A 26905-nucleotide genomic window follows, 5' to 3' on the forward strand; every position below is an offset into this window, starting at 1 on the left:
TCATGGTCTCGCTAGGATGCTTGACGATCTTGGGTTGTTCCTCTCTCAGGGTGCTGCCTACCGGTATCGAACTGATCCAACGTGTGCCCTATCAGATCACCAGAGTCAACAACCATCGCATTGCCTATCTTGACGTCGGGCAAGGTCCACCGCTTATCCTGATCCATGGATTTGGCGGGTCGATGTGGCAATGGGAACATCAATATTCTGTTCTGGCCCACACGCATCGGGTCATCATCCTGGATTTACTCGGCTCTGGGCTCTCTGATAAACCGGAAGAGGCATACACACCCAAATACCTTTTGGAGTTTTTTCGGGAATTCATGGATACCCTCGACATTCCACGAGCCACCTTAGTGGGGAATTCCATGGGAGCCGGTTTGGCGATGGCCATGGCCCTTGACTATCCGGAACGTGTGGAACGACTTGTGCTCATTTCGGGATTTCCCGCTCAGGTTGAAAACAGTATCGCTTCCCCGCATTACCAAAGCTTTCTCTACCACCGCCCTCCCCTCTGGCTCGCAAAATTAGGAAATTGGATGGCAGGGAAAAGGACCACGGAACACATTCTCAAAGAAATCATTTATAATTCGGCCCTCATCTCCCCTATTATCATTGACCGTTCATTTCATAATCGCCAACGGGGCGACTTTCTTGGCCCCCTCTATTCTTTAATGGACAACATCAAGACATGGGAGGGACAATATGGAAGCAGGCTACAAAAGATTTCTCATCAGGTCCTCCTCTTGTGGGGGGAGCATGATCGGGTGTTTCCGCTTAAAGTCGGGGAACGGGTAAAGGACCAATTATCTCATGTCGAATGGCATGTCATCCCAGAGGCCGGGCACCTTGCACAATGGGAAGCACCCACTATCGTGAATCAATACATTCTCTCATTTTTAGAGCGAAAATCCTGAAGAAACCATTCTCCAGGGGACGACTCAGTCTACACTTAAAAGAAAATGATATTTTTTACACAACACAGCACCTCAAGCTCAACTCATTGATCGGGATAGAAGGAGCATCATTATGTCAAAAATTTCAATTATTTCGTTACTTCTCATCTTAACGGCTTCTGCATTGCCGGGTTGTTCGACCTTTAATGGGCAATCAGAACAGACGTTTTCCTATAAAAACATTCCAGTTGACAAGGAAACCGCCAGAACAGGAGAGGGTTCGACCATTCTATTTCGGGGCACCCCTTTGCCGCTGAGTGGTATTGAAGTGAAAGCCGGAGAGACTCTTCGTGCGGTCCCCTTGGCAAAGGGTGATTTATCACTCGTAGACATTCAAGAATCCCAAGGGAAAGTCCGCATCATCAACATTGTGCCTTCCCTGGACACGAAAGTGTGCGAACAACAGACGCATTACCTGAGTGAGAAAAACCAGGGTCTGGATCAACAGGTGCAACTGATTACCATTAGTGTCGATACCCCTTTTGCTCAAGAACGGTTTGCGAAAGAAGCGGGCATTACCAATGTTGAATTTCTGTCCGATTTTCGAGGTGGAGAGTTTGGTTCTTCCCATGGACTCCTGTTGGAGGGACCCCATGTTCTGGCTCGAGCCGTCATGGTTGTCGATGCGAATAATGTGATCCGCTATCTCCAGGTCACTCCGGATCTCGGCCATATGCCGGATATGGATAGAGCATTTCAAGTGGCTCGCTCCGTTCTACAAAATTAGTGACACCATACACGTCAAAAAAAACACCAGGGACCCTCATGACGTTCTCAGAACAATTACGAAATCGTGCAGCGCCTATTTGGGCAGCCCAGTTAAAACATCCCTTCGTCGTGGCATTGGGCAAAGGCACATTACCGGCAAAAAAGTTTCAATATTACATCCTGCAAGATGCAAGGTATTTGGAAGAATTGGCCAGGGTCTTTGCTCTAGGGTCGGCCAAAGCGACGGATGGAGATACCGCTCTGCGCTTTGCCAAGCTTGTTGAAGACACGATTACCGTGGAACGAGGGCTTCATGAATCGTATGGAAAACAATGGGCTCTTTCCCCCAAGGACATGCGATCCACCCCCCTGTCTCCAACGAATTATGCGTATTGTCGGCATATGAGAAGCGTGGCTCAAACCGGGACACTCGGGGAAATTACGGTGGTAGCCCTGCCCTGTGCATGGGTCTATTGTGAAGTCGGGCACCACCTTTTGAAAAAGGCAAATCCCAAACCCTCACATCCGTATTATGAATGGTTGCAACTTTATGGGTCACCCGAATTTGCGGAAGTCACCCGATGGTTACGGGAAGTTGTCGACCGCTGCGCGAAGACCGCTGGCAGGGCAGAAAAAATCAGGATGGAGGAAGCCTTTCTCATCAGTTCGCAATACGAATGGATGTTTTGGGATATGGCCTGGCGGGAAGAAAAATGGCCCATATAGGCGATAGGGTATGCTTATCTTTTAATAGCATGACGTGGGCCGAATTCACCCATTTCAAAACTCTGGGTTTTCTTTCACCCAACATCCGTCTTCGAGATCGCAAACATATGAAAAGAAGCCAAAACTCCTTATGGTATTTTCTGGCATTATTCAATTTATGTGCAGGGCTCCAGTTTCCGGAAGAGGTTAGCGGACAACCGCCCATGGCCAAAGGAATCCAACCTCTTATCCAACTGGAAAGCCAGTCTTTGCACCAACTAATCCCCAGGAATATCCGGCCACTCCTGCTTCCAAAAGAACAGGAAGAATTTCTTCAGGAACTTGAAGGCCACCCACCGGATTGGCACACCTTACAGAGCCTGGATCATACGGAGCAAAGCGAGCGCCTGTTCCAATTGAATCGCGCACGAGACGAGGCCCGCATTATCCACAGGAACATCTTACAGCAACCCATTGCCTTTCTGTGGTCAGGCTTTCTTCGAAGATATATGCCGGAATATCAGGGATTTCTGGTGGCCCTTGGCCCAGAACTCACATCCACATCATGGGGTATTGTTCGCTTTAAGCCCATGCGATTGCCCGACTATCTGGTGGCCATTCCCTCTCTTGAATCGGCCAAACACATGCGCCTGCAGCAACAAAAGGGTGAACAAATTGCCATCGGCGTCCTTTTTTTTGGCACTCTCGTTGCCGATGAATCACTCATCTATAGTTTTTCTCACGATCAGAAAGGGGACGGGATGATTTTGCCCGTCGTGGAAATCGAAGCCGTACGGTATTTCATCCCCCCCCCAAACCGGTTATCATCGAATAATTAAGCTACCCTTAAAAAAGGACGTGTCAGATTTCTCCGACCCAAACCATATCCAAACCATTCGTGATATTGAAGTATTGGGGACCAGTTGTCCTCTATGCGCTTGGTATTGTGTATCTCTCCTCTCAATCCAATCCTGCCCAAGAGCTCCACCTCCCTTCCTTTATTTTCAATATAAATGATAAATTTTTACATGCCTGCGAATATGGCGTACTCGGAATTTTGCTCTATCGCGCCTTAAAATATACGACCCCGAACGCCGGAAATATGGGCCTCGCGATCATCTGCGTCATTGCATTCGGGATTTCCGATGAGATCCATCAATGGTTTGTCCCCCAGCGTCAAGCTGACATTTTAGATCTCGTGGCCGATACTTTTGGCGCCGCATTTTTGATTTTTGGTTGGGTGCTCATAACAGAGAAAGGACGAAGACGGCTGACTATCCGCAAGTAACACTCACCCAACCCCATGGCACAGTTGTCCAAAAACTCATGCCTGCATTCCCACACTCAGACAGCATCGCTCAATGAAAAAATCGTTCAAGGAATATTGGGAAAGCCGGATGCCTTCTCTGACGAACCAGAATGGGGTAACCTACCTTTTCGTCATGATGCTGGTTGTCGTCATGTCCATTGCCACGATGGAAGTCACTCAACAGTGGACGGTCATCATGCAACGGGATCGAGAGGCTGAGCTACAATTTCGTGGGACCAGTATTGCAAAAGCCATTGAGCGATTTGTGGCGGACTGGGAAATTCAAAGGGCCACAAGACCCAACCAATGGCCGCGAACGCTTGAAGAATTAACGAAGAAGTCACCCAAACGGTATCTCCGGAAGGCCTACACTGACCCCATGACCGGGGACAAGTTTGCGCTTATAAAAATCGGCCAGGAGATTCATGGAGTCAGAAGTACCAGTACCGAGACCCCGTATAACCAGGATATGTTCAAGGGTGCCAAGACATATCAAGCCATCCGCTTCGAAGCCAAGGGAGGCACCAACTGCCAGGTCAACCCGCTTAATCCTAATGCAGCGACCAACTGTGCTCCCGCAGCGACCACACTTCCTTCAGGGGATAAGTCTTTAGGTGATACTACTTCTACAAATTCCCCGGTTCAGGCTCCATCAACAGAAGCCCCAGCAGAGGAAACCCAAACTTTCCAGTAAGATTAAACCATTAGAGTTTCGATGGAAATGTGTTGGTGCTCACATTCGAACATTCTCCAGGTACTTCAAGCAGCCGTAGTCAAGAAGCGCATAATAACCTTCCCCGGCTCATTAAGGCCTAACTAAACACCCCCTGTATTTTCTAACAAAGCTTTCAGGCTCAATATTGACGGAGAGATATCCGATACAGAAACTAGAGAAGCTTAAAGAAACGAGCAGGTATCTCTAGCTCGAACTTGACAGATGTGCTATGGTCAGGAGGACTTTTGATTTCTGCTGTCTTACCCCCCCGTCATTCTCATTAAATATAGCGAAGGTTCTAATGCTGAAATTGAATACGTTTTGCGTGTTGGCCACGTTCTCAATAATGCTTTTAATGTCCTGCACTCTTCGTGAAGCCCAGCTTGGAGATGAACTTGAACAAAAGGGCGATTTTGATGGGGCCATAGCGGCTTATCGGGATGCCCTAAAAAAAGACCCCTTCAATAAAGAAATTGATGAAAAATACAAAGCGGTGAAAATACGTGCGGCGAATCAACATTTCTCCCGTGGAAGACAAATGTTGAAAGAGCGGAAAATGGGCGAAGCCCTTCAGGAATTTCAAATAGCTGTGGGGCTGGATCCACAAAACAAAGAACACCATACGGCCCTCAACGATGTCTGGCGCTTAAAGTCTGCTCATCAAACATTTTTGGATGCCAACAACATGGAAGGCCTTGGCCGATACGACGAAGCCATGGCGCTCTATGAATCAGCCGTGGAATTGGATCCTTCCCTGTCGGAAGCTGTTGAAGGCATCACCAGAGTGGTTCAATTGCAGAAAACGACTCAAGCCATCGGTGGCTCAGCAGAACCGGTAACGCTTCGGTTTCAGAATACCCGACTCAAACAGGTCTTTGAAATTTTAGCAAGAACCGCCAACATCGATATTTTATTCGATAAGGATGTGCGAGATGACCTGGTCACCATTTTTACCAAAGACACGCCGTTTGATGAAGCCTTAAATCTCATCTTGACCACCAATCAACTGTTTGCCAAGCGCGTGGGTCCAGATCGACTTTTGGTCATCCCGGATACCAAGCAAAAACGGGAGCAATATGATGACCTGCAAATTCGCACATTTTATCTCTCCAATGCCAAAGCCAAAGATATCGCGAATCTACTCCGGACGATTCTGGAAACCAAGCGCGTCTATGTGAACGAGCCCTTGAATACGGTGGTCATCCGGGACGAACCGGCCAAAGTCACCCTGGCAGAACAGATTATCCTGGCCAATGATCGTAGCGACTCGGAAGTCCTGTTTGAAGTGGAAGTCTTGGAAGTTAACCGCAAAGACACACAAAACCTGGGTTTACAGTTTGCCAAAGAAGCCGGCTTTGGAGTTTTTCCGCCAAATTTCGATTCAAAGGATCCGACTAAACCTATAAAAGGAACCTTTGAAACACTTGCAACATCATGGACATTCCAAGAACTCACGAGCATTGGTCAAAGCTCTTATCTGTTTCGTTTTCCCAGCAGTGTGTTACTGAATTTTTTCAAACAGGAATCCCAGGCTAAAACCCTGGCTTCTCCTAAGCTCAGGGTACTCAATAATCAAAAGGCCTCCATCAATGTCGGAGATAAGCAGCCCATTCTTCTTTCAACCACCAATGTCTTGCCGGGACAAGCGGCCACGGGTGCCGTACCCACGACTTCAACGGTGACCTCCATTGAGTTTAAGGATACAGGCATCAAACTCACCGTAGAGCCGACCATTCACTTAAACAACAGCATTTCCCTACGATTGCAAATAGAAGTCACACGCGTAGGAGCCAAGGAAATTCTTCAAGTATCTCCTTTAATTACCCAATTTAAGTTTGGGACCCGTACCGCGGACACGGCACTCAATATGCGGGATGGCGAGACCGTCGTGCTCGGTGGACTTATTTCAGAGGAAGACTCAAAGACGCGGGATGCCGTTCCTGGAGTCGATGATGTTCCAGTTCTTGGTGACCTCCTCAGTAACACCAATAAAGAAAAAGTTACGACCGAGGTCATTTTGGTGATTACCCCCCATATTGTCCGAAACGTCCAACCTCAGCAATTAGCGAAACAGACTCTCTGGTCGGGCACGGCCAATCAGTACACCACTAAGCCGATGTTTTCACAACCCACCCCGGCAGTATCCCTTCTGAACACCCAGGACTTGCCCGCAGACTTGACCAATTCTTTTGAATCGGCAGCGTTCCCCAAAGATTCCTCATTAACTGAGGGAAAGGCCCCCATTTCGACATCTGTGGAACCAGGCTCGGCGGATGCATCGCAGTCTGTGACCGATAAGCCTCGCCTGCAGGTACTGCCGACCGCAGCGTCAGTGAAAGTGGGAGAGCAAATATCCTTCACCATTCAAGGGCAAAACCTGTCATCAGTCGGAAAAACTTCTCTGACGTTGACCTATGATCCAGCGGTTCTCTCCTTTATGCAGGCCAATGAAGGGACAGTATGGACATCTCAGCAAATGGTTCCAAGTATGACCGTTTCAGCCGTGCCACATTTAGGACAACTGGTTCTTCAGATGGGCCAGGAGGGAACAGCCGTCCAAGGGACCGGCTCACTTGCCACGGTGGCTTTCGAAGCCACCGGGCCGGGGACCTCAAGCATTCACATTCAACAATCAACGTTCTTGGGAGCCAATGGCCAATCTATCCCGGTCATGGTGGAACATGGCAGAGTGTTGGTGGAATAAATCCTCACCTGGTCAAAGGGGGGTAACCTTAATCGAACTCCTTGTCACGTTGGTCATTATGTTCATTTTAGCTTCCGTCGCCCTACCCATTGCGAAAGTTAGCATTAAACGGTCGCAAGAGTTGGAGCTTCGCCACACCTTACGAACGGTACGAACCGCCATTGATGCGTTTCAACAGGATTGGGCGAGAGATGGGACTGTGCGTACTGGAAAACTCTGCGTGGAAAACGTGACGACCTGCCAGGAGTCCACGGGGGTGACCGGATACCCCAAGACCTTGGAAACTCTTTTGAAGGTGAAATTAACAGGCGAGAAAGCCCAACTCGGAGAGCAATCGGAAATTAAACGGTACCTTCGGAAAATCCCGTTTGATCCCATAACAGAGACCACGGAATGGGGGCTTCGGTGCTTCCAGGATGAACCAGACGAAACCCGGTGGTGCGGGGAAGATGTCTTTGACATTTATACCACCAGTGAAAAAAAGGCAATTGATGGGACCCCCTATCGTGAATGGTAATGACCCACTTTGTAGTTATTGGCAAAAAGGGCTACACTTTACTCGAGCTCATGATTGTCGTCGCAATCGTGGGGATTCTGGTTTCTATCGCGATTCCCACTTTTCAACACACGGCAATAAAAGCCAAGGAAGCGGCTTTGAAGCAAAATTTATTCACAATGCGAGCGGTCATTGATCAATATTATGCGGACAGAAAGGAATATCCGGCGACCTTAGAGGACCTGGTGGAAGAGAAGTATCTTCGAGCCATCCCCGTGGATCCTTTTACCCACTCCTCGACCACCTGGGACGAAATTTATGAAGAACAGGAGGAGGGCGAGGACTCTCCTGCTGGAATATTTGATGTTAAAAGTGGGAGTGACGACCGGGCGCTGGATGGCACTCCCTATAGAGAATGGTAGGTAGGAAATGAAACGTACTCATTGGACACACATGATTCTGAGCGGAACATTCATATTGATTTTAGGCGGCTGTGCTCAAAAACCGACCAAACCGGTCACGGTCGATTCCTCGATAGAGTATGCCTCCAAGACTTCTCAACAACAGGTTCTCCTTCAAGAGGCCAGGACAGAAAATGATAATTTGCGGGCTGAAATAGGCGCATTAAAAATTCTCATGGCCAAACAAGCGGGTGAACTGCAATCGCTGAGAGGCCATACGCAATCCATTCAGCATCGGGAACAGGATCAAGGGCTTGAACTGCAACATATTCGTGGAGAACTTCTGGACACTCAGGCCGAGCGAGATCGACTCCGAAAGCACAACATGGAACTTGAAGGCCAGGTTGCCAGCATGCCGGACACCGCGCAACTGGTTTCGGATATTCAAATCCTTAACCAATCATTTCAGCAGATTATGGCGAGTATGCAACAGCTTTCCACTGATATCACGCTGATTAAACAGGAACTTCACAAATCCTCAGGTAAGGGACAACCCCTGCAAACAAAACTCTCAGTCCCCAAACCCCCATCCTCTTCCGGGGATAGACGCATGCCGGACTCCCAAGGACGCATCGTCATTCAAAGTGGCGACTCCCTCTGGAAATTATCCCAAATGTATCATGTCTCCGTTGGCCAATTACATGAATGGAATGACCTCAATTCTGACGTGATTATGACCGGGCTCAAACTTCAGGTCACCTCCCCGATGGCATCTCAACCGGATGCAGTAAACACTTCGAGTCATCCAATTGAGCCACCGGCTTCTCCTGCCATCCAAGAGGACCTGCCTGAACCGGTACAACCGGAAACCCTTCCCATACAGGACAATCGTGTGGAAAGTGCCCCTGAGCCCAAACATATACTCTCGCTTGGCAATCCTCATTTACCTGAGTCACCCTAGTGCCCCGGTTTCATTACAAAGCCGCTCGTCCGGATGGAACGATTATTGAAACTGAAGGGGACGGCGAAACATCTCAAAGCCTTCGCTCTCAACTCGAGGCTCAAGGACTGCTTGTTCTTGACCTGGCAGGCTCTGGCACCAGGCAGATCGTCTCACGAAAAAAACGGCAACGTCCTTTAGCGCTGAGAGATTTCCTGATTTTCAATCAGGAATTTTTAGCCCTGCTTAAAGCCGGATTGCCTATGTTGCGGTGCTTTGATCTTCTGGCAGAACGAAATACCCAGGGGGGGTTTCAACAAGCTCTGCAATCCGTTCGGGAGCATATTCGTGGAGGAGCGGCCATTTCCGAAGCTATGACCCATCACCCAACCTACTTTCCGGAACTCTATCAAGCTTCCTTACGAGCCGGGGAGCAGGCTGGCAACCTCCCTGAAGTCCTAAGCCGATATATTGCCTATTTAAAAATGCTCATTGGGGTTCGGGAAAAAGTCGTCAAAGCGACCATTTACCCTATATTTTTATTGGGCTTTGGTCTCCTGGTGACCATGGGGCTGCTATTCTTTGTACTTCCGTCATTTGCGGAAGTCTATCAAGAAAGTCGAGTGGAATTGCCCTGGGCCACCCAGCTCTTAATTGATCTGACACATTCCGCCACTCAATGGATGATCGGACTGCTGATTTTCATGGGGATTGGGGGAATGGTGATCTATTGGTGGAAAAATACCCCTCAAGGTCAATGGCAAATTCATTGGCTATTTCTCCATGCTCCGATACTTGGGCCCTTGTTTTTAAAAAATCAAGTGATTCGGTTAGCCAGAACGCTGTCAACCATTCTTGGAGGCGGAATCCCGTTGTTATCAGCCTTGCAAGTCACCGCGAAATCCATGCCTAATAAAGTCTTTGCCAAAGCACTCCAATCAGTCATTGTTCATGTTCGTGAAGGTACCAGCCTCTCGGCGGCATTAAAAAAAGAGAACTTTCTCCCTCGCCTTACTCTGGAAATGGTTGAAGTCGGAGAAACGACCGGTTCACTTGAAGCCATGCTTTTTGAGGTGGCCGAATTTCATGAAGGAGAATTGGACTTTCAATTATCTCGACTGATGACATGGATCGAACCCGTGTTCATCATTCTGATTGGCGTTATTTTAGGAGGGGTGGTGATTGCCCTCTATCTTCCTATTTTCCAAATGGCAGGAGCGGTGTAACCACCAAATGATCTCGACAAGAGAACGATCATGAGCACACCAGTTAAACGCATGCCATTCGAGGACCTCCTTGTAGAAAAGGGGCTCATCCTGGAACGGGAAAAAGAGACGTTGATCGAAACGGCCAGATCAACCAATCAGACTATTCCCAACATTCTGATAGAACGAGGCACCCACTCGGAAGAGGTGATCGGACAGGTCCTGGCTGATCAATATGGCTTACCATGGAATACGCTTAAGGAATTTCGTATTCCCTCACCGCTCATGGAGTCCATTCCGGTCGAACTCATGCATCGGTATGAATTCGTACCGATTGAACAAGAAGGTCCGATTCTGACCATCGCACTGGCAAAACCACATGACCTGCGAATGATCGATGAATTGGAGCACCAATTGGGTTTTGAGTTGCGATTAGTGGTGACATCTCACTCGGCTATAGTTGAAGCCTTGAGCAATAGCGAAGGCAACAGCCAGGTGCTCACACGCATCAAAGCGGAATTGGATCCAGTGCTGATTAAAGAAGACGAGAAAGGTGAAGAAATCCTCTCCGTTGAACGAATCACTAAGGACCTCAGCCCGGTAGTCAAACTAGTCAATACGATTATCTTAACCGCCCTGCAAAAGCAGGCAAGTGACATTCATATTGAGCCCACGGAACGCACGGTGGAGGTCAAATTCCGGATTGACGGCGTCCTCTACTTAGCCATGGATCCTTTTGATACCGGGATTCACTCCTCTCTTATTTCGAGGCTCAAAATCATGTCGGAACTCGATATTGCCGAACGTCGTACGCCGCAAGATGGCCGGTTCAAGTTACTGCTGAATCAACGAACCATTGATTTCCGGGTCTCCATATTGCCAAGCGTGTACGGAGAATCGGTGGTCATCAGAATTCTGGATAAACAGCACATATCGGCAGGGGTTCAAGGGCTACGCCTGGAAGCCCTTGGGTATACGGGAGAAGACCTTCGGCGATTCCGGCGAGCCATCACCCGCCCCTATGGCATGGTGCTGGTTACCGGACCCACAGGAAGCGGAAAAACGACGACCCTGTATGCCGCGATCAATGAGGTGCACTCCGACGAAGATAAAATTATTACGATTGAAGATCCCGTGGAATATCAATTAAAGGGGATTGTTCAAATTCCCGTTAATGAAAAAAAGGGGCTCACATTTGCCAGAGGGCTTCGATCCATTTTGCGGCACGATCCTGATAAAATCATGGTCGGAGAGATACGGGATTTAGAGACGGCACAAATTGCCATTCAATCGGCACTCACCGGACATTTGGTTTTTTCCACCGTCCATGCAAATAATGCCTTTGATGTCATTAGCCGGTTTGTGAATATGGGCATTGAGTCGTACAATTTTGTGGCTTCTTTGAGTTGTATTCTCGCCCAACGCCTGGTGCGGTCCATTTGCCCTACCTGCCGGATCCCCGTTCAGATACATCCTGAGCAGTGCCAGGAATCCGGCATTGAATATGAAGACGTGAAACACCTGACCTTTTTCGAAGGGAAAGGATGCAATGAATGCCACGGTTTAGGTTTTCGAGGTCGAAAAGCCATTACAGAATTTTTGGATATGACCGACTCCATCAAGGAAATGATTTTAAACGAGAAATCTATTTCAGAAATTCGCACGGCCGCCATGGCACAGGGAATGAGCTCGCTACGACAAGCAGCCCTAGAAAAAGTCTATCGAGGAGAAACGACGCTCAAAGAAATAAACCGGGTGACTCCGATCGAGGAAATCTAATGCATTTTTTCCCCATCTCGACACCCACCGTCGCGCTCTCTCTTTCTGATGAAGGGCTGTGCCTGGTGGAAATCAAAAAACATTGGCGTAAAAGTTCGCTTCGACACATCGCCAGACTCCCGCTCTCCCCGGGGTCCCTTACGCTCTCTTCGACCAAGCCCAACATTGCTAATTTCGATGAGGTTCTTGCTCAGCTCAAGGCACTGGCCAAGCCCTATCGTCGCCCAATTTCCATCGCTCTCAGTCTCCCGGACATATGCGCCCGGACGAGCATTTTTGATTTTGCATCCTTTCCCACAAAAAAACCGGAGCAGACGGCATTGGTGAATTGGCGTTTTCAACAAGACCTCAAACTCGATACCTCCCAGGCACGCCTGGCCTTTGGCCTCTATGTGCCCACGTCGGTCAGGGATTCCCTCTCCCCGGATACCACAGAACATGTCAGAGTCTTAGGCACGGCCATTCGCCATGAAATTATTGAACAATATGAAAACATCTGCTTAGAGGCAGATCTCATCCCGACTTCTGTAGGAATGTCAGGGCTCGATGTTTTTGATCTGTACCGCCCCAACATCCAGGACAGACTCACGGCTGAAAACTCTTCTTGGACCTCTCATCCCCCAACATTCCTGTTCCTCTTCATCAGTCATTGGGGGTTTACATTCTTGGCCTTTCAGGATGGCAGCCCACGTTTCATTCGCACGAAAGCTCTGGCCATCAAAACGGAGGCGCATGATCTTCAAGTTCCTTCACTGGATCCTGAGTCCGAGAAGCACGGGGAGACCAGAGATTATCGTCCGACATCCTCAGGAGATCCGTCTTCTGACGCACATCATGATTGCGCCACCGGCAATACTCCTTACCCTTCATACACCGCCATGAAGGTGGAAAAGGAAATCCTGGCCACATTGCAATATTATTTCGAGATGTTTCCCCCATCTCCTGCCACAGCATCTTGTCCGGTGAATCTGTTCCTCACTACCGATCTGACCCTTGGGCAGAGCCTTATGCCGCCTCACGATCACATTCAACAGACCCTTAAGGCCAGTGGAGGACATGAACCTCAAATTCGAGTCACCTCACTATCCCCTACCGCACATTTTCATCTATTACATACACACCTGGCGTTGAGCAGTCACCAGGAAGAAGCGGCATTACCAGGCTATGCCAGTCTGATGGTGGCATAATGATCCCAAGTGTCCATAGGAATTTATCTGCACCCGGAATTACTTTTCTTCAATTGTCCCAAGTCGGGCTTACCCTTCTCACCGCCGGGGCACTCGCCCTTACGGCTTCATTCTGGTGGGAAGGAAACTCATTACATGAACAGATTGATGTCCTGGAAAACCAAGCAGCCAGTGTCGAGACGGCCAACCAAGAATTGGTTGCCCAAGCCAGAGCAGCCGGGCTTGACCTTTCGCACCAGGCCATTCGAGGCATTCCGTCAAAAATCACTTTTGTGAAACAGGTTCGTGAACGCGTGGGATTTTCCTGGACACAATTACTGACTGATCTGGAAACAGCCATTCCTTCGGATATCACCCTGAACTCGGTGTCTCTCGATGAAAAAACCGACACAATCCTTCTCCAAGGTTCGGCCGCATCTTTACCCGACCTCAATCGACTCCTTCACCATTTAGAGAAGCACCCAGCCTTTCAGAATGTATTGCTATCGCAGCATTCCACAAAAACGACCAAAGAGGAACAAGGTGGCTCACATAGCGTATTTTCGCTCACCGTCACCTATGATGGCCGACATCCAACTTCTCACCTGGCAAAGGTTCCCACGCAACGATGAATTCTTTTCAGATCATACAAGGATCAAAGACGACGATCCGGATTTCAAAATATTTAAGCCCGTTGTTCATCGTGACGGTCCTTGCCGGCTTGTCATCGGTCGGGATGTTTGCCTTCATCTTTTACCCGGCCCAGGACCGTTTTCAACACATCACCGCCCTGAATCAAACTTCCTTGCATACCCAGACCACCATGCAGACAGCCAGGCAGACCCAAACCATTCTATCCACCATGTGGAACGCTCTTCCGGATTCCGCTGAATTCACAGATTTAAGTTTGGACATTGCCGATTTGGCGAAGCAAAATCACGTACAAATTCCTGGCATGGGATACGACTTCAAACCCCTCCCCCATAAACTGGCCACGAAAGGCACATTTGCGTTTGAAGCCGCAGGCCCCTATGAAGCTATTCGAAAATTCATTTTCGAACTGGAGCAACGCTGGCCCTATCTCTTTATCGAAAAACTTTCCGTTGAAACATCTAAAAAACAGAAAGGGGTCATCTTTAAGCTGAAGGTCTCCACCTTTCTGAAAGAATTCCCTGAACCGGTTAAAAAAACAAAAACCTAATGACGAATCAACGAAAATGGCTGGTGTTAGGAGGCTTATTATTGGCCTGGGGAATGGTGACGATCTTCCAAATGTGGGATTCGACGCCAACAGATCCCCTACTTTCCTCTGCCACGTCAGGAGTTTCACTTCCCCCGATTAAAGATCTGGAGTTAGATCCAACATTTTCTAATCCGCGCCAAACCGCAAAATTCTCTTTACCCCGCAATATCTTTGCACCTTTAGGCATGTCCCAGGTCGCCCACCAAAAAAAAATAGACAAGGCCCCCACTATTCACCCTCCCAAAACAACGTTCTCCCCGGCTCCCCCCCCACCCCCACCCCCAGGTCCCTCTATGGCCGATCTTGCAGGGCAACGGGCCAGAGAACAACTTAACCAATTCCGGTTCCTGGGATATTTAACCAAAGGGGGTGAAAGCCAGGCCTTTCTCACCAATGGGCAGGCCATCTATATCGTCAAACAGGGAGAGATGTTGGAAGGTCGCGTGCAGGTACACAAGATCGAACCAGAAACCGTGGTCCTATCCACCGAGGTGTTGGAAACCGGCTCGCATGTGCAGGCCACCATTCCTTTAACACCCGATACCAGCGGATAATCTCCTTCATAGCGTTTCCCCCCCGCATCTTGGTATCCTTTCCCATTATGTATGAATGTTGCCGTGTTTTATTTCTTAGACTTTCTCAGCACACCACCTTATGGTGCCTGGCCGCAGTGATGCTGCACAGTGCTTTATTGGAGTCTCCAGGGCATTCCGCGACGTATGACTGTTTTGATGAATCCGGAACACGCGTTTTAACAGACAATCCAGCCCAACTCTTTAACTGCACACGATTGCCATCACAAAGCTCATCTCTTAGCAATCAATCGTCATCCACGACTGCCACGCTTCAAGCCACCCCCATGTCTATTCCCGACCAACCACCTCCTGACACCCAGATTTCTACCCGTGTGTCCTCCCTGAATGAGGAAGAGCAGGACAGACTTGTTAATCAGGAAATCACCATACCCCTCACCAAAAGTGGAGGATCATTTGTCGTTCCTGTCCTGTTGAATCAAGAACGATTCGCCCAACTCATTGTGGATACCGGCGCCTCCATGACAGTCCTCTCGACTCAGGTCGCTATTGATCTCGGAATCCTGGGAACAACCGACAATGAACTCTTGACCGTCAATACCGCTGGAGGGTCAGTCCAAGTCAACATGAATTATCTCTCTTCCATCACGGTTGGAACCGCACGGGCCACCAATGTCGCCGTAGCCCTTCATGATCTTCCGGATATTCCTGAGCACATCGAGGGCCTTCTCGGCATGTCCTTCCTTAAACACTTTCTCGTTACGCTGGATGCGGAGCATGCTCAATTGATTCTCCGTCCCAAGCAAAAGCCTTAATCAAAAACGCTGTCTGTTCGGGATGTTCAGAATCCTTGGATCTGTGTGGCATGGCGTTGGTGCGAGGCAAGGGAGTGCCAGTTCATGGATTCCTGCGCCAACCTCGTCCCACCACAGAGAGGACTCTTGAAGGTTTTAATATTCCGTCTTCTCATTCACGCTTTGGAGAAAAACCCAACCGGAGAGAATTCATTGAGCATTGAAAAATACTCGTCCGGTCATGCCCTGAGACCTCTCGAAGCGAAGGCCGCAGACACTTGGAAAGACAGAATGGAAATGGAAATTATGGGTTGGAAGAAATCGGAGGCAGAGCCCCTAAATATGGAAAGGCGCCAACCTGGATCATGGAAGAATCGGACTGAAGACGAAAATCTCCATTTTCAGGACTGACAAAGCCGGGAGAAAATTTCACATCAGTTTTCCCTGCGCGCTCCGGAGCCGGCATGGGTGGAGTCCCTGTCATGACATAATCCCCCTGGTTACCTGACAAGGCGTTAAAGCCCAGCGTGGTGTGACTCCCCGGAAAAAACAAAAAACCGACTGCGCTCTGACTAATAATATTTCCCTGCACATCGGCTTGCACATCGTCATGAAAAGCAGCCCCGCCTCCGTTCTGAGCGAGGGTATTTTGAATCAACCGGGCTTTGGACTGATCCGTCATTAGCACGGCTTCATAGAGACTTCGGGTTATGACATTCTGCTTGAGGGTCACATCAGAGTTTCCTCCGATAGCCACGCCATGATCATTATGGTAAATCAGATTGCCGGATAGGGTGCCTGTAGAATCCGCAAATGCCACACCTGTGGTCTCACTCTCACCAATCACACAATCTTCCAAAAGAACATCCTGCACCTGTTGACTAAACACCATTCCATTGACACGAATCCGTGTTAATCGCACCCCACGGCCATTAAAAATTCCAACTCCCAATCCTCCATGTTGAATCACGGACAGATCTTGAATCCTCACATTCGTTGCCCCATACGGCCATTTACCAATATGGAGAGTCCCGACACGCTTTTTCCCGGTCAAAACGACCAGGTCCATGCCTTCACCGATAATCGACAAACCCTCCTTGCTATGCACCGTAACATCCTCGGCATAGGCTCCCCGTTTAATCAAAATCGTATCACCTGATGCGGCCTGATCAATCGCTTCTTGAATCGAGGTAAAATGCCCTGATCCATCCAAGGCAACCTGCCATACCGACGAGACAAGGGCCTCAGAAGGCGCAGGTTCCTCATTATTGGCAAACGCTAATCCGGCCAGAACCCACAAAATCAGTGCACATAAAAAGAGACCTCGTCGAATGATAGTCGGCATGTCTTGAACTCTCACGGTGTTCATTCTCCCTTATCAGGCTCTTGGCAGTCGATCGGCTCACCCAAAGAAAAGAACCCTCATCGAGTCAATAACCCAAGGCGTTTGGCAGGGTCAAGCTGGTGCCAAAATTTTCCCTCGTTTATTGTCGCTCCCAACCCCCTATGCTATGGTTGGCTATGGTCGTCGTCGGGTTAACTGGAGGATTGGCATCAGGAAAAACGACCGTCGCCAAGATATTTCAATCGCTTGGAGCCAGGATTATTGACGCCGACAAACTGGCCAGAGCCGTGGTCCAACCCGGAAAGCCGGCCTGGAGGGATATCGTCAAGGAATTCGGGACACAAGTGCTTGCCGAAGATCACACCGTTAATCGCCAGGCTCTCGCCGATATCGTATTTAAATCCCCTAAGAAATTACACGTTTTGCAAGCGATCATTCATCCCCGTGTCGCCCGGGAACAGGCCAAACAGGTGAAAAGCATGCGACACGAAGATCCCCATGCGGTTATCATTTATGATGCTGCGTTATTATTGGAAGCCGGTGCACACAGGCGTATGGATCATATCATCGTGGTGACCACCGACCGGGCCACTCAACTCGCCCGCGCCTGCCGGCGTGATGGGCTGACCAAGGCCCAAGCCCTCCGGCGGATCAGACAACAAATGCCCCTTCGTGACAAACTCGACTATGCCGACGCGGTGTTGGATGGAACATGGTCACGTACCCAGTTGCGCCATGCGGTCCAGTCATTGTATAGGACATATGTCAGTGAGGCGAGGTCACGAACGGCCCGCCGCAGCCTCAATACCCCATAGACCGTTCAACGACATGTCTAACCGTAAGGAGTCCACGCATGGTGCATGACGTCATTATTCTGGGATCGGGCCCGGCTGGATTAACCGCCGCCGTCTATACCGCTCGAGCCAATCTTTCCCCCTTGCTCATTGATGGTTCGCAGCCTGGCGGACAATTAACCATTACCACCGATGTAGAAAATTTTCCGGGATTTCCCAAAGGCATCATGGGGCCTCAACTTATCCAAGACATGCGGGCCCAAGCCGAACGGTTCGGCACGCAATTTCGCCAGGGGCATGTCACCAAGGTAGATCTCCAGGTGCGCCCCTTTCAGATCACGGTTGACGACGAGATCACTCTGGAAACCCGAACCCTGATCATTGCGACCGGGGCCTCGGCCAATTTACTGGGCCTGCCCTCCGAAAGCCGCCTCATGGGTCATGGTGTCTCGACATGTGCCACCTGCGACGGGTTCTTTTTTCGTGGCAAAGAGATTGCGGTCATCGGCGGCGGTGATAGCGCTGTGGAGGAAGCCACATTTCTGACCAAATTCGCGACAAAAGTCACCCTCGTTCATCGTCGCGATAAATTGCGCGCATCAAAAATCATGCAGGACCGGGCCATCAACAATGAAAAGATCGCCTTTCAATGGAATAGTACTCTTGAAGAGGTTCTGGGCGATGACGTCGTGAAAGGAATCCGGGTTCGCAATGTACAAACCAACCAGGTTGAAGAGATACCGGTAGCAGGCGTCTTCGTTGCCATCGGCCATACACCGAACACCAGCCTGTTTACCGGACTCATCGATATGGACGAGCAAGGCTACATCCGCACGCAGCCAAATCGGTCTACCACCAACATCCCCGGCGTTTTTGCATCAGGTGATGTGCAGGATTCACATTATCGGCAGGCCATTACGGCGGCCGGATCGGGATGCATGGCGGCCATCGACGCCGAGAAATATCTAGAATCACTCCACTAATGCTTCATGTCTTAGTGCATTATCATGAACTCGCCCTCAAGGGAGGCAACCGAAAACACTTCGAATACCGGTTGGTCCATCATCTGCGGGGAGCACTGAAACCCCTGGCACATGTGCATGTCGAAGCACTCCAGGGACGAATACGGGTGAGCTTCGAGGATGAGGCGGCGTGGCCTCGCTTGCAGGAACAAATCAAGCGCGTATTCGGCATCGTCAATTTTTCTTTGACCAGAGCCGTGCCATTGGCTTACGACCAATCCGACCTTACGGTTCTCAAAGACGCGATCATTGCGCACCTACCCACTCATCCTTATGCCACCTTTCGGGTCAGCACCAAACGGGCAGACAAGCGATTTGTCAAAACTTCAATGGACGTGGAACGAGAAATCGGGGCTGCTGTCGCCGACCATACCGGCAAACGAGTCAACCTTTCTCACCCCGATATGACGATTTTGGTAGAGTTAGTCCCGCCCTACGCCTACTACTCCTGTCAACGGGATGCCGGACCCGGGGGCCTACCGACGGGAACCGGCGGGAAAGTCATCTGCCTCATTTCCGGAGGCATTGATTCTCCAGTGGCAGCCTATCGCATGATGAAACGTGGCTGTAAAGCCGTCTTTGTGCATTTTCACGGTCGACCATATCTCTCACGGGTTTCTGAGGAAAAAGTCCGCGATCAGGTCGCGTTGCTCACGAAGTATCAACTGTCTTCCCGCCTTCATCTCATTCCCTTTGGTGATATTCAAAGCCAAATCGTCGTCACCACACCACCACCCGTGCGCGTCGTGCTTTACCGTCGCTTGATGCTCCGCATCGCCACACGAATTGCCGAGCAGGAAGAGGCATGGGCCCTTACGACCGGGGACAGCCTGGGTCAGGTCGCATCCCAAACGCCGGAAAATATTTCTGTCATTAACGAAGCCACATCACTTCCCATTCTTCGTCCCCTCATCGGAATGGATAAGCTGGAAATCACGCAACAGGCTCAAGCGCTGGGATCGTTCGAGACCTCCATCGAACCTGACCAAGACTGCTGCACCCTCTTTGTCCCAAAACATCCACAAACACGATGCCAGCTACCCCATATCTTCCAAGTCGAGCAAGCCCTCGATATTCCGCAGCTGGTCCAGCAAAGCCTGGAAGGGAAAGAATTGGTCACCTTCTCTCATGCAGAACGGATGGATCGGAGGGCACCACAGTAGAATGCTGTTTCAGAGGTTCAAACGATCGCACTCCAGCAGACGGTAACCGTCCATACTTTGAATAAACGACATGACAATCCTGTTGAGCGAAATGGGCAAACCCTATGACCAAAGAAAAATCATCAATGAGGAAAACGTGAGCATCATGCCTCCTACTATCCTGTTTACCTGGCTCTATCGTGTTTTTGTCGGATTACTGGTTATTCAGGGCCTATGGGAACCAATAAATCCTAATCTGCACCTTGGGGAACCTTCCGCCTGGGCCGAACCACACAGTATTTCGGAGGAAAAAACTCACCACAATCACACGACCCATTTTCAGGACGCTGCTCCGCAGGCCGGACAATGGGAAGGCTCACCGGAAGGGATTGCCTATAGCGAATTCAACCATGCTCTCGCTGGAATCGGTGTCATTCTGGTGGGAGTCAGTGAATGGCAATCAGCCATGGGCTGGCAGACATTCATGTGGATTCGTTGGCTGTTGCCGGGCTCACTCATTGGATCAGGAATTTTCCTGCTGATCTGGAGCGATCATTTGGCATGGCCCATTGGCTCATGGACATTAGCCGAAACCTTATCCGGGAAAGACCCTGAAATGCTGCAACACAAAATATTCGGCATCCTGGCCTTGGCTGTCGGCCTAGTGGAAGGGTTCCTTCGGACAGGAAAATTTTCTCACATGTTCTGGCGATCACTTTTGCCGGGTTTTGCACTGGTCGGTGGCCTTATGTTGTTTCGCCACATGCATGGCCTCCATCCAGGTGGCCACGACATTCAGACTCACCATAACATCATGGGCACATTGGCCTTGGCGGGTGGCCTAGCCTGGTTTGCCGGCGAGTTCATACCACGATCCCATGCCGCGTTACAGATGACTTCCCGCGTCAAATTTGCATTTAAAATCCTCTGGGCTCTCCTCGTCATCACCATCGGCGTGCAATTATTTTTCTACTCAGAGTCCTCATGAGGTGCCCTCGCCACATAGCAATAAAGGAAAACCCGCTTATTGATCTACCTCATATCCCATATCCACTAGAGCGAATGAGTGCCATCATTCAACCCGTGAATCAACGATCCGGACCAACTGCCAAATGCAAAGGCCGTCTCATGAGAGCCCAATAGAGTACCGAATTCTTCAACAGTCCCCGTTCACCCTGTATCCTCCATTCACCAAAGATGTAACACTCCCTCTCGCCATGAGGATCAGGAGAGAATCCGAATACGGGTCATTCCCCGGATTCTCTCACCCAACCACCACACCCCAAGCGGTTTCCGTGGAAATTTTCCCACAATATGGGATCAGGAATGGTGACCAAAGTAAAGGTTATTGCTCTCGGCTTCCCCACTTCAATGAACCCCTTTCCTGAATTCGCACCCTCATGGAGGACCTGGACTTCTTCATAGGCCCAGGACGGACCGACACCGAGAATCAAAAAGAGTAGTAAGAGGAAGACTTGAACCATGATAGTCTTCCAAAAGTTATAGATACGTATAAATCCGGCAGGGGGCTATTACAGCCCCGTTAACAAATATTTTTTGTCCTTAAAAAATTCTCCTGACTCGGCTGGCTGTGTTTATCACAACACCTTTACGGGTTCCCCGAGAGTTTTCTAAAACGCCTGGTAAAGGTCGTGACGCCCCTCCGAAGCAGCGTCAAGGCCTCAATAATTTCGACCGGGCGGGGAGGACATCCGGGGATGCGCACATCAACCGGAATATGTTGGTCGACCGGACCGGTCACCCCATAGCTTCCTTTGAAGATTCCACAATTGATGGCACAATCACCTAAGGCAATGACTAATTTTGGATTGGGCGTGGTTTTGAATACGTCCTTCAGTGGACCTTCCATGTTCACCGTGACCGGACCAGTTACTACCAAGGCATCCGCGTGACGAGGCGACGCGGCAATATGAATTCCAAGGCGTTCGATGTCATAGACAGGATTGGCTAAGGCATTCATTTCCATCTCACAGGCATTACACGAACCGGTATCCACTTCACGAATGGTTAGCGACTTTCCAAACAGTTCGGCCTTCTTTTGGGCTGTTGGCGCAACAGAAATTTTCTGCCCGGCAGGAGCAGGGGGGTATTGCCCGATCACTATTCCTGTTTTGAAACTTTTTTTGAGAATCTTAAACATAGTTTCTCCTCATTGTTACCCGTCATAACCCCCTGAGACGTGAAGTGAGAAATAGGGCTTCCTGTCGCTCTTCCCTGTCATCATGCTGGTTGTGTTAGCTGTTTACCACCCCTCACCCGATCCTTCGCATTGCTCCTCTTGTCCTGTCTTACAAGTCATTCCCCGCATAAGAAAGACTGAAACTTTTATTGATGAGAGGAAAATCGGGAATAATATTCCCGATGACCGCCATTTGAATGGCCGGCCAATTGACGAAGGAGGGATCACGGACCTTACAGCGATGAATTCGTTCATGCTCGCCAATCATTAGGAAGTACAAAATTTCACCACGCCAAGCTTCAACCGCAGAGAGTGCCCACGCTCCGGAGTCAGGAACCGCCTGACGTTCGCCCTTCAGCGGACCATCAGGGAGCATATGGTGAATTTCGCGAATGATTCGGATTGATTCATGAATCTCACTCACCCGGACCTGAACCCTGGCTCGCACATCCCCATGTGAAGAACCGGCCACACGCACCGAAAGCTCATCATAGGCTGCAAAAGGCCGATCTCTTCGGAGATCCCGATCGATGCCCGAAGCCCGACCAACCACGCCGACGACCCCATGGTCCCAGGCGGTCTGCTTCTTGAGAATCCCCGTGCTCTCAAACCGATCGATCAATGAGGCATTAACGGCGATAATCTGTTCCAGTTCGGAAAAATCTCTTTCAATGTGTTCCAGTTCGGTGACCAGCTCGGAAAACTGATGCGTCGAGAGGTCGATGCCTACCCCTCCCACGCAATTCACCCCTCGAAGGAATCTCGAGCCTGTCAGCCGATCATTCAATTGCATCACCCGTTCTTTCAACCGACTGCAGTGAGCATGCGCGAGCCCATAGGCCGTGTCATTGCAAATACCTCCAACATCACCAATGTGATTGTGGAGGCGCTCTAATTCCAGGAATATGCTTCTGAGATACCTGGCCCGACGAGGGACGTGAATCTCCCATAACATTTCTACGGCCTGGCAATAGGCGAGGCTATGGCCAAGGGTAGTGTCCCCTGATATTCGCTCCGCCAATGCCACTCCACCGGATAGCGTCTGTTGTTCAAACAACTTTTCCACGCCACGATGTTTCCAAAAATGTTGGAGATCGAGGTGCATGATGGGTTCTCCGGCCACAGTAAACCGGAAGTGCCCGGGTTCAATGATACCCGCATGAATGGGACCCACCGGCACCTCGAATACGCCTTCCCCATGAATAAAATGACCATCGACCGATCCGGGAGGCTGGCGCCATTGCAAGACCGAATTCCATGGGAAATTTTTTTGTAGCGGGTGAATACCCTTGGGCCAATGATTGTGCCGGACTAAGCGCCGAAGGTCCGGATGCCCTTGTGCGATCAGACCAAACATATCCCGGATTTCGCGCTCATACCAGTTGGCCGCATGAACTTTGGGTGTGATGGACTCAAAGAACCGTTCTTCCCCGGAGAGATCCGTAGAGACAATAATCCAGTCCTTGGATTCACCGAGCGTAAACAGGTACCAGAGTTCGTAGCGCACGTCACGAGGACGGTGATCGACAGCCCATAGTAAAGAAAGGGTCCCTCGGAGTTCCTCGTTGGCATGAATATATCTGGTAATCGACGAAATCTGATTGGTGTGCACGCGGACGACAGGAATCCCGTGGTTGGCAAAGACACGTTGAATCGCCGGACCAAATATGCTTTGCAAGTGTTCAACTGAATTCAAAACCGGTTCCATGTTTGGCTACCTTCCTATCACCACGTCGGTGGCCCGTTGTAAGAGAATTTCAACCTGGGTGGGAAGATAAAACCCCATCCACACCAACGCGAAGACCGATAAGGCAAGCGGGAGTTGCCCGATGTGCCAGGCTTCTCCTTGCCTGATTCCTGCAGGTGGCGTGCCCCATACCATGCCGGTCAGCCGGTAGATAAATCCTCCAAATAACACCACCGATAGCAGGACGATTATCATGATGATTCCAAGGCTTCGAATTTCATGTGATACCGTAATGGTCAGGAACCGTCCCAGATGAAACGAATCAAATTGAAAGGTCATTTGAGCCAGCGAAGTGATCATTAACAGTTCACTATTTAAGAGTGAAAACGGGGGCATTCCCACCAGAGCCAGGCCCCCGACAAGAAATGCGATCGCGGTAATGGGTTGGGCTTTGACCATGCCCTGGACCTCATGAATCTGGCGGGTTCGATATCGGCGAAAAATATTGCCGACGGCAAAAAATCCAAGCGATTTGGCCAAGGCATGATTGAGGAGATGCCAAAGCCCCCCGAAGGTTCCTAATGGTCCGCCAATACCAAACCCCAACATGGCCAGGCCCATATGCTCGATGCTGGAGTACGCAAAAAGGCGCTTGTAGTCACGTTGAATCAGGATAAATAGCGCTGCCGTCCCAAACGAGATCAATCCGATACAGATCAAGAGGTTCCCTGTAAACCCCGGAAAGACGGCCTGATCTACGATGGATTTACTCCGGAGGACGGCATACACCGCAACGGTTTCAAGCACTCCGGCCAGCATGGCGGTGACCGGGGCCGGCGCTTCGCTATAGGCCTCAGGCAACCAGGTATGCATCGGGACAAGACCAATCTTCGTGCCGTACCCGACCAGAATAAAGATGAACGCCAGCTTCAGCACGTGTCCATCCATTTGAGCAGCCACCGGCAATAGGCTGGTCAGGTTCAACGCAGCGTTTTCTTCTCCAAGCACACGAATAGACGAATAATACGTCAGGACCGTTCCGAATAAAGCGAGGGCAATGCCGACAGAGCAGAGGATGAGATATTTCCATCCGGCCTCCAAGCTTTCCCGACTTTTAAAAAAGGTAATGAGGAACACGGTCGCAAGCGTCGTCGCCTCTACGGCAACCCATTGCACACCGAGACTGTTTGCCAGGGTTGCGACAATCATGGCAAACAAAAATACGTGATACAGAGGGAAAAAAGTCCAGAGGCGCTGAGGCTGAACTAACTGTTGAATAGCCTCATCATCAAAATACGACCACAGATAAATCGAACAGGAAAAACCAATACCCACGACGATTGAGAGAATGAAAATCGAGAGGCTGTCAATAAACACCACATTTCCAAGTGCCGTAAAGGATTCCACACGAGCCACGGTTGCCCAGAGAACCAGATCGGCCACCACCAGGATGACCATAGTCATGACGTTCAAGCCGTGAAGCATATGAATATTTTTGATGAAAAGACTGAGCGTTGCGGCAACAACCGGTGCAGCCAGGATCATTAACGAGACATGATTCTGATTCGGCATTTAGAAATACTCTCCTTCGGCATGAAAAAATGGCAGTATCCCCCCGATGAGATTATGAAGACCATCGGGGATATAAAGGCCCAAGAAAATCAGTGCGCCCAGATTTACCGCCATCGCGGCGGTCGAAAAGGCCCGGCATCGTGGCCCCACGGTGGAGGTATGCGTCTCCATAGGCACGCCTAGGACCATTCGCAGAATTTGAAACAACAACGTCGCAAAGGCCACAGTCAATACACCGAGAAATCCATACGCAATCGCAGGGGCCGTGGCCATGGCGTTCGCAGCGATCGTGATTTCACTCACGAACAGGCCGAAGGGAGGCATGCCGGCAAGAACAAGACCTGCGACGAACAATGCCACTCCCGCAGCTGGATGCTCACGTAACAGGCCGGGGACACGAGCGATAAACTTATGTTCATGGGTAATCAGTACAAGGCCGGCGCCATAGAACGCAGCGGATTTAGCCAAAGCATGATTGAGCAGATGCCACAATCCTCCAAATACTCCCAAGCCGCCAAGACCAAATCCAATTAAGGCGATACCAATATGCTCGATACTCGAAAAGGCTAACAGTCGTTTAAAATCCTCTTGAAGTAACAGGACAATCGAGGAGAGCGCGACAGAGAAAAATCCAAACCCCAGGAGCAAGGTTCCCGTGAACTCTGTCCCCACCGATTGATCGGTCAGGATCTTAAACCGGAGAATCGCATAGATCGCCATGGTCAACATATTGGCGGAAAGCATCGCACTCACCGGAGTGGGGGCTTCTCCATGCGCATCGGGTAACCAGGTATGCATCGGGACGAGACCCGCCTTGGTCCCGTACCCAACCAACACAAAAATAAAGGCAATTTTCATCACGGAAGGATCGAGTTGGTCCCCGACCTCGTACAATTTCGCCCAGTGCAGCGCTTCTTCGGTAATCCCAAGCAGTTGCTCCGAGGAGTAATACACGAGGATCGTCCCAAAAAGAGCCAAAGCAATACCGACTGAACTCAGAATCACAAATTTCCATCCCGCCTCAAGGGCTCCCTTGCTCCGCTCAAATCCGATCAGCAAGGCGGCCGACAAGGTCGCTCCTTCAATGGCAATCCACATTATCCCAAGATTTTCAACATTGATGGCCAGCAGCATGACCCCCAGATACAGATCGAATAACATAAAAAATTGACGAAATCGTTTGAGGGATACATGCCCACGGTCATACTGCTCCCCCACATACCCTACGGCATATAAGGTTCCCGTCCCTGCCACGATCCCGATCACCAAATCAAACCATGCGCTCATGGCATCGGCATGAAGGAAGTAGAAAAAAGAAACCGGTCCGCTCACGGACACCTCATCGACCAACAACATTGACGAAACCACCATGATGCCGGCTTGCACGCAATGCAGGACATCCAACGTCTGCCGATTTCGTACGACAAGCCCGATGACACCAATCAAGAACGGGGTCGTAATGAGAAGGATAATCGGCCAAATCATGAGG

At 50.0% G+C, this 26905-nt stretch carries 27 protein-coding genes; 21 read left to right on the forward strand and 6 right to left on the reverse strand.

Annotated elements, in window-relative coordinates; genetic code table 11:
* Positions 1 to 29: 29 nt before the first annotated feature.
* The 17 genes from H6750_10340 to H6750_10420 all read left to right on the forward strand — a co-directional run bounded on the left by H6750_10340 (position 30) and on the right by H6750_10420 (position 15675).
* Complete coding sequence (locus H6750_10340) at positions 30 to 917, forward strand: alpha/beta fold hydrolase (GenBank protein ID MCB9774706.1); 888 nt, start codon at positions 30 to 32, stop codon at positions 915 to 917.
* 112 nt (positions 918 to 1029) lie between these two features.
* Positions 1030 to 1683 carry a thiol peroxidase gene (gene tpx, locus H6750_10345; protein ID MCB9774707.1) on the forward strand — a complete coding sequence of 218 codons (654 nt, stop codon included), beginning with the start codon at positions 1030 to 1032 and terminating at the stop codon, positions 1681 to 1683.
* Positions 1684 to 1721: 38 nt separating this feature from the next.
* Positions 1722 to 2390, forward strand: a complete 669-nt coding sequence (gene tenA, locus H6750_10350) for a thiaminase II (GenBank protein ID MCB9774708.1) — start codon at positions 1722 to 1724, stop codon at positions 2388 to 2390.
* A gap of 107 nt (positions 2391 to 2497) precedes the next feature.
* Positions 2498 to 3208 carry a hypothetical protein gene (locus H6750_10355; GenBank protein MCB9774709.1) on the forward strand — a complete coding sequence of 237 codons (711 nt, stop codon included), beginning with the start codon at positions 2498 to 2500 and terminating at the stop codon, positions 3206 to 3208.
* Between the two features lie 26 nt (positions 3209 to 3234).
* Complete coding sequence (gene vanZ, locus H6750_10360; GenBank protein ID MCB9774710.1) at positions 3235 to 3657, forward strand: VanZ family protein; 423 nt, start codon at positions 3235 to 3237, stop codon at positions 3655 to 3657.
* A gap of 73 nt (positions 3658 to 3730) precedes the next feature.
* Positions 3731 to 4372 (forward strand): hypothetical protein, encoded by a 642-nt coding sequence (locus tag H6750_10365; protein MCB9774711.1) that lies wholly within the window; start codon positions 3731 to 3733, stop codon positions 4370 to 4372.
* A gap of 322 nt (positions 4373 to 4694) precedes the next feature.
* Positions 4695 to 7097 carry a tetratricopeptide repeat protein gene (locus tag H6750_10370; GenBank protein MCB9774712.1) on the forward strand — a complete coding sequence of 801 codons (2403 nt, stop codon included), beginning with the start codon at positions 4695 to 4697 and terminating at the stop codon, positions 7095 to 7097.
* Positions 7075 to 7614, forward strand: coding sequence for a type II secretion system protein (locus H6750_10375; protein ID MCB9774713.1), 540 nt, complete (start codon positions 7075 to 7077; stop codon positions 7612 to 7614). Before H6750_10370 ends, H6750_10375 begins: the two co-directional genes overlap by 23 nt.
* A complete protein-coding gene (locus tag H6750_10380; GenBank protein ID MCB9774714.1) occupies positions 7614 to 8015 on the forward strand; it encodes a prepilin-type N-terminal cleavage/methylation domain-containing protein in 402 nt (133 codons plus the stop codon). Before H6750_10375 ends, H6750_10380 begins: the two co-directional genes overlap by 1 nt.
* 7 nt (positions 8016 to 8022) lie before the next feature.
* Positions 8023 to 8955 (forward strand): LysM peptidoglycan-binding domain-containing protein, encoded by a 933-nt coding sequence (locus tag H6750_10385; GenBank protein ID MCB9774715.1) that lies wholly within the window; start codon positions 8023 to 8025, stop codon positions 8953 to 8955.
* Positions 8955 to 10160, forward strand: a complete 1206-nt coding sequence (locus H6750_10390) for a type II secretion system F family protein (protein MCB9774716.1) — start codon at positions 8955 to 8957, stop codon at positions 10158 to 10160. The genes H6750_10385 and H6750_10390 overlap by 1 nt, the downstream gene beginning before the upstream one ends.
* A 30-nt stretch (positions 10161 to 10190) precedes the next feature.
* Positions 10191 to 11918, forward strand: a complete 1728-nt coding sequence (locus tag H6750_10395; GenBank protein ID MCB9774717.1) for a type II/IV secretion system protein — start codon at positions 10191 to 10193, stop codon at positions 11916 to 11918.
* A complete protein-coding gene (locus tag H6750_10400; protein ID MCB9774718.1) occupies positions 11918 to 13105 on the forward strand; it encodes a hypothetical protein in 1188 nt (395 codons plus the stop codon). Before H6750_10395 ends, H6750_10400 begins: the two co-directional genes overlap by 1 nt.
* Complete coding sequence (locus H6750_10405; protein MCB9774719.1) at positions 13105 to 13716, forward strand: PilN domain-containing protein; 612 nt, start codon at positions 13105 to 13107, stop codon at positions 13714 to 13716. Before H6750_10400 ends, H6750_10405 begins: the two co-directional genes overlap by 1 nt.
* Positions 13713 to 14285, forward strand: coding sequence for a hypothetical protein (locus tag H6750_10410; GenBank protein MCB9774720.1), 573 nt, complete (start codon positions 13713 to 13715; stop codon positions 14283 to 14285). Before H6750_10405 ends, H6750_10410 begins: the two co-directional genes overlap by 4 nt.
* Entirely contained in the window at positions 14285 to 14881 is a 597-nt protein-coding gene (locus tag H6750_10415) for a hypothetical protein (protein MCB9774721.1), read from the forward strand. The genes H6750_10410 and H6750_10415 overlap by 1 nt, the downstream gene beginning before the upstream one ends.
* A 47-nt stretch (positions 14882 to 14928) precedes the next feature.
* The gene (locus tag H6750_10420) at positions 14929 to 15675 is read left to right on the forward strand and encodes a clan AA aspartic protease (protein MCB9774722.1); all 747 of its coding nucleotides are present in this window, start codon (positions 14929 to 14931) and stop codon (positions 15673 to 15675) included.
* A gap of 283 nt (positions 15676 to 15958) precedes the next feature.
* Here the strand turns inward: H6750_10420 and H6750_10425 are convergent, their stop codons facing one another.
* A complete protein-coding gene (locus H6750_10425) occupies positions 15959 to 17023 on the reverse strand; it encodes a right-handed parallel beta-helix repeat-containing protein (protein MCB9774723.1) in 1065 nt (354 codons plus the stop codon).
* Between the two features lie 152 nt (positions 17024 to 17175).
* Between H6750_10425 and H6750_10430 the strand changes: the two genes are divergently transcribed.
* The 4 genes from H6750_10430 to H6750_10445 all read left to right on the forward strand — a co-directional run bounded on the left by H6750_10430 (position 17176) and on the right by H6750_10445 (position 20945).
* A complete protein-coding gene (locus tag H6750_10430; protein ID MCB9774724.1) occupies positions 17176 to 17814 on the forward strand; it encodes a dephospho-CoA kinase in 639 nt (212 codons plus the stop codon).
* A 41-nt stretch (positions 17815 to 17855) separates the two neighbouring features.
* Entirely contained in the window at positions 17856 to 18776 is a 921-nt protein-coding gene (gene trxB, locus H6750_10435) for a thioredoxin-disulfide reductase (GenBank protein MCB9774725.1), read from the forward strand.
* Positions 18776 to 19978: a tRNA 4-thiouridine(8) synthase ThiI gene (thiI, locus tag H6750_10440; protein MCB9774726.1), complete on the forward strand. Its 1203-nt coding sequence runs from the start codon at positions 18776 to 18778 to the stop codon at positions 19976 to 19978. Before trxB ends, thiI begins: the two co-directional genes overlap by 1 nt.
* 70 nt (positions 19979 to 20048) lie before the next feature.
* On the forward strand, positions 20049 to 20945 hold the full coding sequence (locus H6750_10445) for a hypothetical protein (GenBank protein ID MCB9774727.1): 897 nt from the start codon (positions 20049 to 20051) through the stop codon (positions 20943 to 20945).
* A 259-nt stretch (positions 20946 to 21204) separates the two neighbouring features.
* Here the strand turns inward: H6750_10445 and H6750_10450 are convergent, their stop codons facing one another.
* The 5 genes from H6750_10450 to H6750_10470 form a co-directional block, all read right to left on the reverse strand.
* Complete coding sequence (locus H6750_10450) at positions 21205 to 21441, reverse strand: hypothetical protein (GenBank protein MCB9774728.1); 237 nt, start codon at positions 21439 to 21441, stop codon at positions 21205 to 21207.
* A 125-nt stretch (positions 21442 to 21566) separates the two neighbouring features.
* Positions 21567 to 22118 carry an NADH-quinone oxidoreductase subunit NuoB gene (gene nuoB / locus H6750_10455; protein ID MCB9774729.1) on the reverse strand — a complete coding sequence of 184 codons (552 nt, stop codon included), beginning with the start codon at positions 22116 to 22118 and terminating at the stop codon, positions 21567 to 21569.
* 148 nt (positions 22119 to 22266) lie between these two features.
* Positions 22267 to 23865: an NADH-quinone oxidoreductase subunit C gene (locus H6750_10460; protein MCB9774730.1), complete on the reverse strand. Its 1599-nt coding sequence runs from the start codon at positions 23863 to 23865 to the stop codon at positions 22267 to 22269.
* 6 nt (positions 23866 to 23871) lie between these two features.
* The gene (locus tag H6750_10465; GenBank protein ID MCB9774731.1) at positions 23872 to 25416 is read right to left on the reverse strand and encodes a hydrogenase 4 subunit F; all 1545 of its coding nucleotides are present in this window, start codon (positions 25414 to 25416) and stop codon (positions 23872 to 23874) included.
* Positions 25417 to 26901: a hydrogenase 4 subunit F gene (locus H6750_10470; GenBank protein ID MCB9774732.1), complete on the reverse strand. Its 1485-nt coding sequence runs from the start codon at positions 26899 to 26901 to the stop codon at positions 25417 to 25419.
* Positions 26902 to 26905: the final 4 nt, after the last annotated feature.

The organism is Nitrospiraceae bacterium (genome assembly GCA_020632595.1).
Taxonomy (GTDB): Bacteria; Nitrospirota; Nitrospiria; order Nitrospirales; family UBA8639; genus Nitrospira_E.

What these genes read in the sequence shown, in the direction of transcription:
- tpx (MCB9774707.1), top strand. Translation starts at nt 1,030, where the DNA reads ATGTCAAAAATTTCAATTATTTCGTTACTTCTCATCTTAACGGCTTCT.
- tenA (MCB9774708.1), top strand. Translation starts at nt 1,722, where the DNA reads ATGACGTTCTCAGAACAATTACGAAATCGTGCAGCGCCTATTTGGGCA.
- H6750_10355 (MCB9774709.1), top strand. Translation starts at nt 2,498, where the DNA reads ATGAAAAGAAGCCAAAACTCCTTATGGTATTTTCTGGCATTATTCAAT.
- H6750_10365 (MCB9774711.1), top strand. Translation starts at nt 3,731, where the DNA reads ATGAAAAAATCGTTCAAGGAATATTGGGAAAGCCGGATGCCTTCTCTG.
- H6750_10370 (MCB9774712.1), top strand. Translation starts at nt 4,695, where the DNA reads ATGCTGAAATTGAATACGTTTTGCGTGTTGGCCACGTTCTCAATAATG.
- H6750_10375 (MCB9774713.1), top strand. Translation starts at nt 7,075, where the DNA reads ATGGCAGAGTGTTGGTGGAATAAATCCTCACCTGGTCAAAGGGGGGTA.
- H6750_10380 (MCB9774714.1), top strand. Translation starts at nt 7,614, where the DNA reads ATGACCCACTTTGTAGTTATTGGCAAAAAGGGCTACACTTTACTCGAG.
- H6750_10385 (MCB9774715.1), top strand. Translation starts at nt 8,023, where the DNA reads ATGAAACGTACTCATTGGACACACATGATTCTGAGCGGAACATTCATA.
- H6750_10395 (MCB9774717.1), top strand. Translation starts at nt 10,191, where the DNA reads ATGAGCACACCAGTTAAACGCATGCCATTCGAGGACCTCCTTGTAGAA.
- H6750_10400 (MCB9774718.1), top strand. Translation starts at nt 11,918, where the DNA reads ATGCATTTTTTCCCCATCTCGACACCCACCGTCGCGCTCTCTCTTTCT.
- H6750_10405 (MCB9774719.1), top strand. Translation starts at nt 13,105, where the DNA reads ATGATCCCAAGTGTCCATAGGAATTTATCTGCACCCGGAATTACTTTT.
- H6750_10410 (MCB9774720.1), top strand. Translation starts at nt 13,713, where the DNA reads ATGAATTCTTTTCAGATCATACAAGGATCAAAGACGACGATCCGGATT.
- H6750_10415 (MCB9774721.1), top strand. Translation starts at nt 14,285, where the DNA reads ATGACGAATCAACGAAAATGGCTGGTGTTAGGAGGCTTATTATTGGCC.
- H6750_10420 (MCB9774722.1), top strand. Translation starts at nt 14,929, where the DNA reads ATGTATGAATGTTGCCGTGTTTTATTTCTTAGACTTTCTCAGCACACC.
- H6750_10425 (MCB9774723.1), bottom strand. Translation starts at nt 17,023, where the DNA reads ATGAACACCGTGAGAGTTCAAGACATGCCGACTATCATTCGACGAGGT.
- H6750_10430 (MCB9774724.1), top strand. Translation starts at nt 17,176, where the DNA reads ATGGTCGTCGTCGGGTTAACTGGAGGATTGGCATCAGGAAAAACGACC.
- thiI (MCB9774726.1), top strand. Translation starts at nt 18,776, where the DNA reads ATGCTTCATGTCTTAGTGCATTATCATGAACTCGCCCTCAAGGGAGGC.
- H6750_10445 (MCB9774727.1), top strand. Translation starts at nt 20,049, where the DNA reads ATGACAATCCTGTTGAGCGAAATGGGCAAACCCTATGACCAAAGAAAA.
- H6750_10450 (MCB9774728.1), bottom strand. Translation starts at nt 21,441, where the DNA reads ATGGTTCAAGTCTTCCTCTTACTACTCTTTTTGATTCTCGGTGTCGGT.
- nuoB (MCB9774729.1), bottom strand. Translation starts at nt 22,118, where the DNA reads ATGTTTAAGATTCTCAAAAAAAGTTTCAAAACAGGAATAGTGATCGGG.
- H6750_10460 (MCB9774730.1), bottom strand. Translation starts at nt 23,865, where the DNA reads ATGGAACCGGTTTTGAATTCAGTTGAACACTTGCAAAGCATATTTGGT.
- H6750_10465 (MCB9774731.1), bottom strand. Translation starts at nt 25,416, where the DNA reads ATGCCGAATCAGAATCATGTCTCGTTAATGATCCTGGCTGCACCGGTT.
- H6750_10470 (MCB9774732.1), bottom strand. Translation starts at nt 26,901, where the DNA reads ATGATTTGGCCGATTATCCTTCTCATTACGACCCCGTTCTTGATTGGT.